This is a genomic window from Aristophania sp. ESL1100, assembly GCF_058511235.1.
This window is the reverse complement of record NZ_CP196394.1, coordinates 1,192,298-1,206,174: the sequence shown is the minus strand read 5'-3', so window position 1 is coordinate 1,206,174 and position 13,877 is coordinate 1,192,298. Positions and strand designations below refer to the sequence as shown.

The following is a 13,877-nucleotide window of genomic DNA, read 5'->3' as shown; positions in this document are numbered from 1 at the left end:
GTATTCTGTTGAAGTCTTTGATAAGGCATTTTGCCGCTTTAGCTTGTTCTGCCTCTTTTCTGGCAGGGTGTGTGTCTCAACAGCAATCAGGGAACAATCTCTTCACAGCGGTGGGGTATGAGGGTTTTTCAGCCTGGGGGCAGGAAGATCATAAAGCGCTCCTTCCTGTCATGCTCAAAGAATGTCAGCGTCTTGCAGGATTGCCTGCTGACACGGCTTTGGGGGGGATGGATTCTCTGCCGAATGGGACGAAAAGTGGAGACTGGGCCGCGGCCTGTACGGCTTTACCAAAAGGTGAAAATGTCAGCGAGCAGGATGCCAAAAACTATTTCGAGAGCTGGTTTCAACCTTATCTGATTGAAAAAAACGCTTTTTATACCGGTTATTATGAACCGCAGATTGAGGCCTCTTTAACAAAAACCTCAGAATATACAGTCCCGCTTTATCGCCGCCCTCTGGACCTCGTCCGTGAAAAGGCGACTGATGGTGAGGTGATGTTCGGCCGATGGGTTGGGCAGGATTTTAAGCCCTATGATGACCGTGCGCAGATTGACCATGGGTCCCTTAATGGCAAGGGGCTAGAAATTGCCTGGCTCAAAAGTCCGGTTGATCTGTTTTTCCTGCAAATCCAGGGTTCTGGCCGTCTGTTGTTACCCGATGGACGCATTGTAAGAGTCGGTTATAGCGCGCGTAATGGGCAGCCTTACGTTCCGATTGGAAAGGTATTGGTGCAAAAAGGTCTGATGGCGAGAGAAGATGTGACCATGGAGTCCATCAGGAACTGGCTTTCAGCAAATCCCGATCAAGCTGAGGCATTGTTGGAAGAAAATCCCAATTATGTCTTTTTCAAAAAACTGTCCATTCCCTCTCTCGCAGGGCCGGTGGGGGCCTTCGGTGTTCAGCTGACTCCCGGACGTTCGATTGCTGTTGATCGGGCTTATGTGCCTTTTGCTGCTCCGGTGTGGGTGGAAACAATGTTCCCCTCAAGTCCATCTCCTTCAGCGGACGAAGGGGAGCGCTGGGCGCATCTGACCTTTGCTCAGGATGTCGGTAAGGATATTCAAGGGGCCGCTCGTGCAGATTTATTTACGGGCTGGGGCGAGCAGGCGAGTTTCATCGCCAGTAATTTGCGCCATAAAGGCCGTATGATTGTATTATTACCCAGACCAGCGACGGCAGAAGTGCACTGGTCCGATTTCAAGGCTTCGCTCAATCAATGATCCGTACGCGTCGTGAGACGTTAGGACGGCATCTGCTGATTCGGGGTGACTCAGGCCGGGTTCTCAAACGGTTTGAGCCCGGAAGTGTCGATGTTATTATTACGTCACCTCCCTATAATATCGGGCTGGCTTATGAAAGCTATCAGGACCGTCTGACAGAAGAAGACTATCTCGACTGGATGGAGGGGATTTGCAAACTTCTCCACCGTTGTTTGCGTGATGAAGGTTCATTTTTCCTCAATATTGCCGGTTCGAGCGCTCAGCCGTGGCTTCCTTTCGAACTGGTCGTGCGTTTGAGGAAATTCTTCGCTCTTCAAAATCACATAAGCTGGGTGAAGTCCATTGCCGTAAAGGACGTGACCTATGGTCATTTCAAGCCGGTCAATTCCAAGCGTTATTTGAACCGTAACCACGAACATATTTTTCATTTAACGAAAAAGGGGGACGTTCCCCTTCAGCGCGTTGAGGCAGGGGTTCCTTTTACGGATAAGAGCAACATCAACCGCCGCCAGCATCTTCAGGATAAACGCTGCCGGGGTGATTGCTGGTTTTTGCCGTATGATACAGTGCGGAGCAAGGAAGGGAAATTCAGTCACCCGGGGACTTTTCCGGTTTCGCTTCCCATGACATGTCTTCGCCTGCATGGTGTTCATCCCGATCTTACGGTTCTTGACCCCTTTATGGGGACGGGTACGACCTTGATTGCAGCTGAAAAACTTGGTGTAAAAGCTATAGGCATAGAGGCTGATACCAAGTACGTCCGGACGGCAAGGGAACGCCTGCAAAGCTGCCTTGATGAGGCAGGTAAGGATCAGGTGTGACAAGGCGTTTTCTGCAACAGGAAGAAGTGAATTTGTGGCATGCCGTCATGCGTGACGTTATCCCTTTAAGGAATTCCTTCTCGAAAGAGGTGTCGCGCCCGCCTCAGAAAAAAGAAGCCGTCATTTCAGAAAAAAAGCAAGAAACACCCGTTACGGAAATGCCCAGAGAGACGGTCTTCAGAAAAATCCTGGAACCCTCTGTCCCACCTCGTTCCCGGCATCATGAACTTTTTGTGGGTGTGCGTAATCCCGGATTGGATAATACACAATGGCGGAAATTGGCGCGCGGGAAAATTGCGGTGGATAGCAGACTGGACCTGCATGGCTTCAGCGTTCAGGAAGCGTTTGACCGGTTGGTGTCTTTTATGGCGCGCGCCCGGGCGGGTCATTGGCGTTGCGTCGAAATTATAACCGGTCTGGGCAGTGGTGAAAAAGGGGGCATGATTCGTCGGGAATTGCCGCTCTGGTTGCAGAGAGCGGATATCAGGCCCTCTATCCTTGCCGTTGTTCATCCTCATCACGGCAATCAGGGATCTGTGCGGGTACTTTTGAAAAGACAGCGAGGTTAAAATCGGTTCATAATCCCGATTGGAAGGATTTTATCTTGGCGCGCGCTTTCGCAGCACTTATAAAGACAGAACGCGAATGATTATCATTCCAAAATTTTCCTGACCAGCGGAGAGCGGGTGCCATGTCTTTAAAGACTATCTTGCGTACGGCTACGATGATCTCACTTCTATGGGGCGGGGTTGCGGGTATTGAAGCGCAGGCGCGCGACGTAACAGATATTACCGGCCATGTGGTAAAAGTCCCTGATGACCCGAAACGGATTGTTCTGGGGGAAGGGCGACTGATTTACGCGCTCGAACCTCTGGAGAAGGAAAAACTTTTCGATCGTGTCGTGGGCTGGCAGGGGGAGTTTATATCTTCCGATACAGCTTATTATAAACAGCTTGTCGATCGCTTTCCTCAAGCGTCAAAAGTGGCTGTCATAGGGCGGAGTACATCAGATACGATCAGTCCGGAGAAAATTCTTGATCTGCATCCTGATCTTGTCATTTTCAGCACGACGGGCCATGGCCCCGGTCAGTCCAGTGACGTAACCGCAAGACTGAAAGCAGCGCATATTCCCATTGTTTTTGTTGATTTCAGGCAGGATCCGGTCAGAAACACGACAAAAAGCATGCAGATCCTGGGGCAGGCTCTCGGGAGAGAAAAAGAAGCACAGGCATTTAATGATTTTTATCAGAAACGCCTGACGCTGATTGAAGATAGAATTAAGGATGTTCCGCCTTCAAAACGCCCACGCGTCTTTATCAATATGCTTGCAGGCGCTCGCCAGACATGTTGCCACACGGCAGGAAAAGGCAATATGGGGGCGTTTATTGCCACAGCAGGCGGCCAGAATGTCGCAGCGAATATGCTGCCGGGCTATCTGGGCGATATTTCCGTCGAAGCTTTGATGACGCTTGATCCCGATATTCTGATCCTGGATGGGACCAAGGGGGCTGATTCCAAAAATCCCGGTCTGAAAATGGGTGCTGGTGTCAGTAAAGAGGTCGCCTATAACTCTTTTGAAAAACTTCTGAAACTCCCTGAATTTTCGACCCTGAAAGCTGTAAAGCAGAAAAAGGTCTATGGGATCTGGCATACATATTACGATAACCCTTTCAATATTCTGGCTGTAGAAGCGATGGCAAAGTGGTTCTACCCGGATAAATTCAAAGATATTGATCCAGATGCAGATCTGCGTGAAATGCAGAAGAATTTCACGGTTCTTCCTCCAGGGGGAACATACTGGATCAGCGATAATGCTCACTGAAACAGGTGAGAGAGACGCTAATCAGCCCGATCGTGATCATTATGAGGAACTCGCTTCCCGCCTGACGGGAATGAGGGCCTCATATGAGCGCCTGACAAAGCGGAGAACGCTGGTTCTGGCTCTGTTGGGGTTATTAATTTGCGGATCTCTTCTGCTGGACTTTTCTCTGGGCCCGGCGGGGCTTTCTCCAGCGCAACTGGTTCATGCGCTGTTTCATCCCTCTTCTGATACAGCCTCGATTATTGTCTGGCAGCTGCGTCTTCCTTATGCGCTTATGGCGCTTCTGGTGGGTCTGGCTCTGGGGATTTCCGGCGGTGAGATGCAGACCATTCTTGATAATCCGCTTGCGAGCCCTTTTACATTAGGTGTTTCTGCGGCGGCGGCTTTTGGTGCGTCTCTGGCGATCGTGCTGAATTGGAGATTGCCCTATATTCCTGAAAACTGGATGATCCCCATAGAAGCCTTTATCTTTGCGGTGGGATCAGCCTTTTTACTGGAGCTTGTTTCCCGTACGCGTTCACGTTCCACATCAGTGGTTGTTTTATTTGGCATTGCGCTGGTTTTTACGTTTCATGCTTTTGTCGCTCTGATGCAGTTTGTGGCTGATGAAGACTCCCTGCAGGAACTGGTTTTCTGGACAATGGGCAGCCTGACGCGTGCTGACTGGAGTAAACTGACGGTTCTGGCTGTAGGGTGCCTTGTTATATTGCCGTTCAGCTGGCGTTCTGCCTCCGCTATGACAGCCTTACGTCTGGGCGAAGACAGGGCGGCGAGCTATGGTGTGAATGTTCAGCGTTTGCGGATGATGTCTCTTTTGCGGATCAGCATACTTTCAGCGCTCGCGGTCTCTTTTGTCGGGACGATCGGGTTTGTGGGGCTTGTCGCTCCCCATATCGCCCGCAGGCTTTTAGGCGAAGACCATCGTTATTATCTGCCGGGGGCTGCCTTATGTGGCTGCCTCATTATGTCTCTTTCATCCATTGCAGCTAAGAATCTGATTCCTGGAGTGGTGATTCCAGTGGGTATTGTCACAGCACTGGTCGGGATTCCGTTTTTTCTCGGTGTGGTGTTACGGAGGCAACTCTAATGAAGGAGCTGCCTGAAAAGAGAGGGGGCGCTCTCACAATACGTGATCTGAGCGTCCATTATGGCGCGCGGCACGTCATCGATCATATGACGCTTGCGCCCATTAAAGCGGGGTGTATTACAGCCATTTTAGGGCCTAACGGATCAGGTAAATCCACGCTTTTAAGAGCGATTGCCGGTTTGACGCCATCACGTGGAACCGTTGAGTTGGGGGCTTTTGCTCTTTCGGCGCTGTCTCCCTCCAGGCGCGCGGAATTAAGCGCGTATCTTCCCCAGACTTTGCCGCCAACAGTCCATTTGCAGGTTCTTGAAGCCGTTATGGTTGCCCGCCGCGCAGGATCAATGATTTCAGCCAGAATAGCGCTGGAAGAAAGTGTCGAAATTCTTGAGCGCCTGGGGATTGGTGCTCTGGCACTGCGTTACATGGATGAACTTTCAGGCGGCCAGAGGCAGCTTGTCGGGCTGGCGCAGGCACTTGTGCGCAGACCGGCCCTTCTTTTGCTTGATGAACCACTGAGTGCACTTGATCTTCATTATCAGATCGCGGTCATGGAAGCTGTTCGTCATGAAACGGAAATGCGGCAATTAGTGACATTGATTGTCGTTCATGACCTCAATATTGCTCTCCAGCGATCCAAAGATGTCGTTTATATGAAAGAGGGCAAACTGATCGCGCAAGGGAGCGTCACAGACGTTACAACGTCTGATATACTGGCCGAGGTCTATGGCGTTCAGGCGCGTATTGAAACATGCTCGCGCAATAAACCCCATGTGCTCGTGGATGATATTGTTCAGACCCCGCTTTAAACGGTCATCAGCTTAAAGCGGGGCCCGTATTTGCTGGTTATGGCCAGCAGGTTTCAGGAGGCAGGCTCATGAGAATGGCTTCAGGGTTACCGCCTGTTTTTAAACCAAAAACCGTCCCACGGTCATAAAGAAGGTTGAACTCAGCATAGCGACCGCGACGGATGAGCTGAGCCTGCCTGTCTTCATCACTCCAGGGGGTGAACATTCTTTTGCGAACGGCTGCTGGATACGCCTTGAAAAAAGCGTCTCCTACCTCTTTGGTGAAAGCGAAATCATTTTCGAGTTTCTCTGTCCGCAGCCAGTCATAGAAAATTCCTCCCAGGCCACGTGGTTCCTTGCGGTGAGGGAGGTAAAAATATTCATCACACCATTTTTTAAAGCGAGGATAATAGGTCGGGTCATATTTATCACATGCTTCTTTAAAACATTCATGAAAGGCCTTGGCGTCTTCAATCGCTTCGTCACTTTTGGGAAACATGGGTGTGATATCGCCACCACCGCCAAACCACCCGCGCGATGTGATAATCAGGCGCGTATTGAAATGAGCGGCTGAAACATGCGGGTTACAGGGATGAGCAACAAGGGAAATTCCTGTTGCAAAAAAACGGGGATCTTCTTCCGCGCCAGGGATCTGTTTGCGGAATTCAGGTGAAAACTCTCCCCACACAGTAGAGCAGTTAACGCCGACTTTCTCAAAAACGCGTCCGCGCATAACGGACATGACGCCACCACCACCACTTTCTCTTTCCCATGGAGTGCGGATAAAACGGCCCGCTTCAGAGCGGTCTTTCAGGATTTGTGAATTTCCGGCAACAGCCTCATCTTCAATCTTTTCATAGCTGGCACAGATACGGTCACGTAAAGATTCAAACCAGGCTTTGGCCTGAAGCTTCAAAGCATCATGAGGAACGTTAGGACGAATTAGTTCATTAAAGTTCGACGTTTCAGTCATGAAGCCTGCCCTTCTTTGTCGTCTAAAGCTGTTAAAAAAAGGTTGAACATATTTTGTAAGCTTTAATGACTATACTCTTTCATGATTCACAGAAAAGAGAGAAAGTCGTACGAATTTCGAAAATGAGGCATTAATTTTAAAAAAAATGTGTCCCTGAAGTCTGTCAGACGATAAGACGAAAATCACACTTGCAGAACGTATTAAAGCGGAGAAACAGATTTCATGAATCAGACAGTCACACCGGTCATTGGCGTCATAGGGGGCTCAGGCCTTTATGAAATTGATGGGCTTGAAAATCGTGAATGGCGAAAAGTTACCACGCCGTGGGGTGATCCTTCAGATGAGCTGCTTTTCGGCACGCTGAACGGCGTTTCCTGCGTTTTTCTCCCACGTCATGGCCGTGGTCACCCCATTCCCCCTTCCGAGCTGAATTACAGGGCCAATATTGCTGCCCTGAAAGCGGCAGGGGTTACGGATATTCTGTCTGTATCGGCAGTAGGGTCTCTTAAGGAAGAACTGGAGCCGGGGCGTTTTGTTCTGGTCGATCAGTTTATTGATCTCTGCCAGAACCGTAAGCGCAGTTTTTTCGAAACAGGCTGCGTAGCTCACGTTGGAATGGCAGATCCTGTGTCATCACGCATTATGGATGCTGTGGAAAAAGAGGCACGTCATTTATCCATCCCCCTGAACCGGGGGGGCACGTACGTCGTCATTGAGGGGCCGCAATTCTCAACACGGGCAGAAAGTGAGCTTTACCGTTCATGGGGCTGCTCTGTGATTGGTATGACCAATATGCCTGAGGCCCGTCTCGCCCGTGAAGCTGAAATCAATTACGCCACGATCGCCATGGTGACGGATTATGATTGCTGGCATGACGAACATGAAAATGTAACCGTGGAGGCCGTGATCGCTATTATGAAGAAAAATGCCGATCAGGCGCGGGCCCTATTGAAGGCGGTCATTCCTGTTCTGGGACAGACAAGAGCCATCGGGCCTCATGATGCTGAAAGGGCGCTGGATAATGCTCTTATTACAGCACCGGCTGCACGTGACCCCAAAATTGTGGAAAAACTGAAAGTTATTGCCGGACGCGTTTTGTAAAAAACGTAAGGGGAGGGCGAGCCTCCCCTTTGTCAGGATTGCTCCTCTATTGGGGGCAATCCTATTTTCTCAGGAGATGCTCAGAGAAAAATGACAAAGAACGCTCCCAGGCCAGTTCACTAGCCTCCTTATTATAGCTGGGGCGATCCGTGCAGCCGAAACCGTGATCGGCATTTTTATAAAGATAAAACGGAATATCAGGGCAGTCGCGATGAATGATCTCTCTGTCCGCGGCAGGGATAAGTGTATCCTTTTCCCCAAAATGAAGTTGGACTGGGCACACAGGTCTGGGCGATGTGATTTGCTGGATGTCACCCCCGTACCAGGCGATGGACGCGTTTACGGGAAGTGTCTGGGCGCATTTCCAGGCCAGATAACCACCCCAACAGAAACCGATAACGCCGATAGGCAGGCTGGGATTTTGCTGACGTAAGGCTTTGATACAGGCCTCTATATCTTTGAGAGGAGATTCTGGATCGAGTTGAGCGCGGATATCCAGCCCTTTTTCAACACCCTGTTCGTCATAGGACAGGACGACATCAGGCTTTACCCGGTCAAAAAGAGCAGGGGCCATAACGTGGTATCCTGCCTGAGCCAGGTGCAGACAAACCTTTTTGATATAATCTGTCAGGCCAAAAATTTCCTGAAGAACAATCAATCCGGCTTTAGGTGTAACATGGTCTGGTTTCGCTTCCCAGATGTCCAGTGCATGATGATCGTTTGTCTGAAGTTTTATAAAATGTGGTTCAACTATTTGAGAGCCCATTAAAAGCCATCCTTTCCTGCGGAATTCCCTGAAAAAACTGATCTTCTGCTCCACCTTTAAAAGAGGATCATGGGTTAAAAAATCCTTTTTTGCAGGCCCGGCAGTTCTTGACGCTTCAGGGGGGCGATATTATCTCTTCAGGAGCGTCTTGAATCCTTATAAGAGACGCACAGAGGTGCGCTGCTGTATATGAGTGCAATAACCCGGCCATGCCGCTTTTTACAAGGGCTGGCCTAAAATGGAGTGATCCATGACGAAATTTCGTCCTCTTCATGACCGCGTTGTCGTTCGCCGCTTGGATGGCGAAGCAAAAACCGCTGGCGGCATTATTATTCCCGATACAGCCAAAGAAAAGCCAATGGAAGGCGAAGTTGTCGCTGCCGGACCTGGTGCTCGTAATGACCAGGGGCAGATCGTTCCGCTTGATGTCAAAGCAGGTGATCGCGTGCTGTTCGGAAAGTGGTCTGGCACTGAGGTGAAAATCGACGGTGAAGAGCTGTTGATTATGAAAGAAAGCGATATTCTGGGCATTGTAGGCTGATTAAGTCATCCCATTTGCAATTTCGCTTGTTTTAAACCTCTAAAAATCTAGGTGTTATTATGGCTGCTAAAGACGTAAAATTTGGTGCAGACGCGCGTGAGCGTATGCTCCGTGGTGTTGATATTCTTGCCAATGCTGTGAAAGTAACGCTGGGTCCAAAAGGACGTAACGTTGTTCTCGATAAAAGCTTCGGCGCTCCCCGTATTACAAAAGACGGTGTCTCTGTCGCAAAAGAAATCGAACTGGCTGACAAGTTCGAAAATATGGGCGCACAGATGGTGCGTGAAGTTGCGTCAAAGACCAACGATATCGCTGGTGACGGCACAACAACAGCGACCGTTCTCGCTCAGGCTATCATCCGTGAAGGTGCCAAGGCCGTTGCTGCTGGCATGAACCCGATGGATCTGAAACGTGGCATTGATAAAGCCGTCAGCCATGTTGTTGAAGAGCTGAAAACACGCACGAGAAAAATCTCTTCTCCTGCTGAGATCGCTCAGGTCGGCACAATTTCTGCCAATGGTGAGAATGAAATCGGTGAAATGATTTCCCGCGCCATGGAGAAAGTCGGCTCCGAAGGTGTCATCACTGTTGAAGAGGCAAAAGGCCTTCATACAGAGCTCGACGTTGTTGAGGGTATGCAGTTCGATCGTGGTTACATTTCTCCTTATTTCGTAACCAACACAGAGAAAATGACTGTGGATATGGATAACCCGCTTATCCTGATCCATGAGAAAAAAGTTTCCTCACTTCAGCCAATGCTTCCTCTTCTTGAGAGCGTTGTTCAGTCCGGTCGTCCGCTGCTGATTATTGCTGAAGATGTTGATGGTGAAGCTCTTGCAACACTCGTTGTCAACAAACTCCGTGGTGGGCTGAAAATTGCTGCTGTCAAAGCTCCCGGCTTTGGTGACCGTCGTAAAGCCATGCTGGAAGATATTGCGATCCTCACAGGTGGTCAGGTTGTTTCCGAAGATGTTGGAATCAAGCTTGAGAACGTGACAGTTGATATGCTTGGCAATGCCAAAAAAGTGCATATTGACAAAGAAAATACAACGATCGTTGAAGGTGCAGGCCAGTCTGAGGCCATCAAGGCTCGTTGCGGCCAGATCCGTTCCCAGATTGAAGACACAACATCTGATTACGACCGTGAGAAACTTCAGGAACGTCTTGCGAAACTGGCTGGCGGTGTTGCCGTTATCCGCGTTGGTGGCAGCACGGAAGTTGAAGTTAAAGAGCGTAAAGACCGCGTTGATGACGCGCTTCATGCAACACGCGCTGCTGTTGAAGAAGGCATCGTCCCAGGTGGTGGTACAGCTCTTGCCCGCGCAAGCCTGACACTTGGTTCTCTGAAATTCCATAACGAAGATCAGCGCGTTGGTGCTGAAATCGTTCGTAAGGCCCTTCAGGCTCCTCTGCGTCAGATCGCCCATAACGCTGGTGAAGATGGTGCGGTTATTGCTGGTAAGGTTCTGGAAGACGGTAACTATACAACAGGCTTTGACGCTCAGAAGGGCGAATATAAAGACCTCGTTGGCGCTGGTATCATCGACCCGACCAAAGTTGTCCGCACAGCTCTGCAGGATGCAGCATCAGTTGCAGGTCTTCTGATCACGACTGAAGCCATGGTTGCAGAACGCCCTGAGAAAAAAATGCCTGCTATGCCTGATGAAGGTATGGGTGGCATGGGCGGTATGGGAGGAATGGGCTTCTAATCAGGAAGCACAATCCTTTCTCCCTTCTTCGTTAAGGAGAAGGGATACCCCTTATAAAAAGCTTTCACTCTCAAGGGAGTGGGAGCTTTTTTTATATCCGGGTGATTTCTGTAATCTCGGGATGAAGAAAATGCGTGATCTCTTCGATCGCTTCGGCAAGTTTCAGACGCCTGACCTCTACGCCTTCCGGGAATGCTGAGAGAAGTCTTGATGGTAAACGCCGGTCGAGCATGACGAAGACCCCCTTGTCATCCTTGCGCCTGATCAGGCGCCCGAAAGCCTGGCGCAATCTCATACGCGTAATAAAATCGTCATAATCACTGGGATTATCGGGAGAGAGATAACGCCTTCTTTCCCTATGCAGGATATCCGGTCGTGGCCAGGGTGTTCTTTCAAAAACGACCATTCTCAGGGCATCTCCCGGAACGTCCACGCCATCTCTCATGGAATCCGTGCCCAAAAGGCAGCTATGGCGTTCAGTGCGGAAGATATCGACAAGGGTCGCATTATCCATAAGATCAATATGCTGGGCATAAAGACTGATGTCTTTGTGGCTTAAGGGCTCCTGAATATGTTTATAGACGGCTTTCAAGCGATTTATGGCCGTGAAGAGCCCTAAAGCGCCCCCTCCTGATGCTTCAAAAAGCTTCTGAAAAGAGCGACTAAGAGACATAATTTCCGGCGAGACATCCGTGATGATGTAGGCTCGCGTCTGCTTGGCATAATCAAAAGGACTGAGCAGTGAGGCCCTGACAGGTGCTTTCAGGAAATGTTGAACACCAACACGTTGTTCCGCTTTCTGCCAGTTCTGTTCCTCGTTTCCTTTTTCCTGCTGGTCCCGAAGCGTAGCAGAGGTGATAACCAGGCCATGAGTTGTATTTTTCAGGACATTGGCGAAAGGAATGGTCGGGTCCAGCCAATGGCGGTGTAATCCGATGTCCAGTCCATCCAGTCCCATCCGGGGGGCAGAAAATCTCTCGCGCCTGACAAAATCAATATAGAGGGGTGTTTTATCTTCAGCAGGAGGGGCAGATAATGCCCTGAGCATGGAGATCCAGCCTTGCAAGGGTGTCAGGGCGCGGCGGTAGAGACTGCGGATGAGTGCTTCAAAACGTTGGACCAGAGAGGGGTCAAGCTCCGTATTTTCTTCAAGCTGCGTTGCCAGGTAGGAAATCAGATCATCAAGAGGCGTGACAATTTTTTGCAGCGCCTCAATCAGGCCGTCCGTTGCTGCACGTAAGGAGACACTGACAGGATGGAGATCAACTTCCTGGCGGTCATAGCGGAAATCAGGCTCATTCGGGCGCAGATTTTCGCGTAGCCGGGCTTCAAGTAGAGCATCAAGTTCCTGAAGAAAATGCTCAGAGGGATTATCCAGTGTCTCAATCTCATCCGGACGTTCTTCCGTTTCTTCTAAAAACGCGTTTCTTTGGTCCCTGATCTCTTGAAGACGCAGACTCCATTGTGGTTGGGGGAGAGCCGTTTGTGCGGCCAGAAGGATTTTCTGAAGCTTGTCTTTTAAGGGGGGAAGGATTTCCAGAAGGTCATCAAGTCTCCGGTAAAGGCCTCTGGCTCTTGAGCGCCCCCCTTCATTCCCTAAAAGCCAACGGCGCAACTCAGCGGCCTCCAACCCTGAGAATGTCAGGGAAAAGGCATTGTCGCTGGCATCAAAAATATGGTGCCCTTCATCGAAGATGATATGAGAGGGTGTGCCATTTTCATCTTCCAGATTTGCCGGGGCTTTTGATTGAGGCACAAGAGCGTTCCAGGCTGCCTGAGAGAGTGTCAGGGCATGGTTGGCGATAACCAGATCAGCATAACGGGCTTTGCGAATTGAGTTTTCGATAAAGCAGCATTGATAATGGCGGCATGCTGAATGGATACATTCTCCTCGCCGATCCGCTATGGCTGCGAGTAATCCCGTTCCAAAAAGATCACCAAACCAGCCCGGCAAATCACCGCCTTGCAGATCACCGTCAGCTGTTTTGCAGACCCATCGTGTCAGTAAAACCAATGCGATCAGGGCCGGATTATTTTTTGCGGGGCGGTTGAGCGTTGCCGTGACAATTTCTTCAAGATTTAAAAGACAGAGATAATTCTCTCTTCCTTTACGCAGGACGACCTTTTCTTTTCGCACCTCAGGATCGGGATAGAGGCGCGTCAGTTCCTGCTCAATCTGTCTCTGGAGGTGGCGTGTATAGGTGCTGATCCATACAGCCCCATCATTTGTTTCAGCCCATAAACTGGCAGGTGCGATATAACCGAGTGTTTTCCCGGTTCCTGTGCCAGCTTCTGCTAAAACAATATTGGGCGTATTGGGTTTTTCACGGGGATGAAACGCATTGCTGGTAACGGATGAGAAATCGGCCTGTCCGATTCTTGTTTCAGCATTATCGCCCAGAATTTCGGCCAGTCTCTTTCGTGCAGCCAATGTTGTGATCATTTGTGAGCCTGCCTGCGGACGGGGCGCTTTTTCCTCCCATTGGGGAAGATATTTCCAGACTTTGAGATACTCAGAAGGATGTCTGGTATTTTCAGCACTCTTGTCGGCAGTGCAAGCAGGATCAGCCATAAGGGCAGCCTTGACTGAATCAGCCCAGCTCCATCCGGCACTGGCCATAAAATCATTTAAGGCGAGAAGCGTCTTGCGTTCTTCAATATTCGTGCTGATCTGGCTTAAATGGGTCAGGATATGATGTGTGATTTCATAAAGTCTGTGCGGCTGTATGAGTGTGTCATCATGCTCGGAAATCAGGCCGAGAGCTACAGCTAACCCCCGGGGTGTCGGTGTGACAGGTCTGGCTGGATAAACGAACAGAAAGAGCTCAAGAAGATCAAACCAGGGGACGGGCTGAGGTTCGGGAGGCAGGTTCAGAAGCTTCAGGGATTCCGGGCCATGTACCAATAAGGGGGGCGGAAAGTCCCGTAAAATTGGCGCAAGCTCTCTATTGGGAAGCGACATTATTTCCCCATCCGGTGTCAGCAGAGAAGAGACAGCCGGGCACGCGATCAGAGCAGGTGCGTGAAACAGGGAAAGAAACTGATCAGTCAT

General features: G+C 50.1%; 12 protein-coding genes. 9 read left to right on the top strand and 3 right to left on the bottom strand.

Annotated features, from left to right (window positions below; genetic code table 11):
• Positions 1-8: 8 nt before the first annotated feature.
• The 6 genes from mltA (at position 9) to ACSYSY_RS05650 (ending at position 5,756) form a co-directional block, all read left to right on the top strand.
• Positions 9-1,220, top strand: a complete 1,212-nt coding sequence (gene mltA / locus ACSYSY_RS05675) for a murein transglycosylase A (RefSeq protein ID WP_491706616.1) — start codon at positions 9-11, stop codon at positions 1,218-1,220.
• Positions 1,217-2,041 (top strand): DNA-methyltransferase, encoded by an 825-nt coding sequence (locus ACSYSY_RS05670; protein ID WP_491706615.1) that lies wholly within the window; start codon positions 1,217-1,219, stop codon positions 2,039-2,041. The genes mltA and ACSYSY_RS05670 overlap by 4 nt, the downstream gene beginning before the upstream one ends.
• Positions 2,038-2,610, top strand: a complete 573-nt coding sequence (locus ACSYSY_RS05665; RefSeq protein WP_491706614.1) for a Smr/MutS family protein — start codon at positions 2,038-2,040, stop codon at positions 2,608-2,610. Before ACSYSY_RS05670 ends, ACSYSY_RS05665 begins: the two co-directional genes overlap by 4 nt.
• 122 nt (positions 2,611-2,732) lie before the next feature.
• The gene (locus ACSYSY_RS05660) at positions 2,733-3,863 is read left to right on the top strand and encodes an ABC transporter substrate-binding protein (protein ID WP_491706613.1); all 1,131 of its coding nucleotides are present in this window, start codon (positions 2,733-2,735) and stop codon (positions 3,861-3,863) included.
• A 70-nt stretch (positions 3,864-3,933) separates the two neighbouring features.
• Positions 3,934-4,950: a FecCD family ABC transporter permease gene (locus ACSYSY_RS05655; protein ID WP_491708229.1), complete on the top strand. Its 1,017-nt coding sequence runs from the start codon at positions 3,934-3,936 to the stop codon at positions 4,948-4,950.
• Positions 4,950-5,756 (top strand): ABC transporter ATP-binding protein, encoded by an 807-nt coding sequence (locus ACSYSY_RS05650; RefSeq protein WP_491706612.1) that lies wholly within the window; start codon positions 4,950-4,952, stop codon positions 5,754-5,756. Before ACSYSY_RS05655 ends, ACSYSY_RS05650 begins: the two co-directional genes overlap by 1 nt.
• Before the next feature lie 37 nt (positions 5,757-5,793).
• Here the strand turns inward: ACSYSY_RS05650 and hemF are convergent, their stop codons facing one another.
• Positions 5,794-6,708 carry an oxygen-dependent coproporphyrinogen oxidase gene (gene hemF / locus ACSYSY_RS05645; protein ID WP_491706611.1) on the bottom strand — a complete coding sequence of 305 codons (915 nt, stop codon included), beginning with the start codon at positions 6,706-6,708 and terminating at the stop codon, positions 5,794-5,796.
• A 222-nt stretch (positions 6,709-6,930) separates the two neighbouring features.
• On the opposite strand from hemF, the gene ACSYSY_RS05640 reads away from it, so the two are divergent.
• Complete coding sequence (locus ACSYSY_RS05640; protein ID WP_491706610.1) at positions 6,931-7,809, top strand: S-methyl-5'-thioadenosine phosphorylase; 879 nt, start codon at positions 6,931-6,933, stop codon at positions 7,807-7,809.
• 61 nt (positions 7,810-7,870) lie between these two features.
• Here ACSYSY_RS05640 and ACSYSY_RS05635 read toward each other — a convergent pair whose 3' ends face one another.
• A complete protein-coding gene (locus tag ACSYSY_RS05635) occupies positions 7,871-8,575 on the bottom strand; it encodes a dienelactone hydrolase family protein (protein ID WP_491706609.1) in 705 nt (234 codons plus the stop codon).
• Positions 8,576-8,825: 250 nt separating this feature from the next.
• Between ACSYSY_RS05635 and groES the strand changes: the two genes are divergently transcribed.
• Together groES and groL are read left to right on the top strand one after the other, a co-directional pair.
• Positions 8,826-9,116, top strand: coding sequence for a co-chaperone GroES (gene groES, locus ACSYSY_RS05630; RefSeq protein ID WP_491706608.1), 291 nt, complete (start codon positions 8,826-8,828; stop codon positions 9,114-9,116).
• Between the two features lie 59 nt (positions 9,117-9,175).
• A complete protein-coding gene (gene groL / locus ACSYSY_RS05625) occupies positions 9,176-10,825 on the top strand; it encodes a chaperonin GroEL (protein WP_491706607.1) in 1,650 nt (549 codons plus the stop codon).
• Positions 10,826-10,916: 91 nt separating this feature from the next.
• Here groL and ACSYSY_RS05620 read toward each other — a convergent pair whose 3' ends face one another.
• On the bottom strand, positions 10,917-13,877 hold the full coding sequence (locus ACSYSY_RS05620) for an ATP-dependent DNA helicase (RefSeq protein ID WP_491706606.1): 2,961 nt from the start codon (positions 13,875-13,877) through the stop codon (positions 10,917-10,919).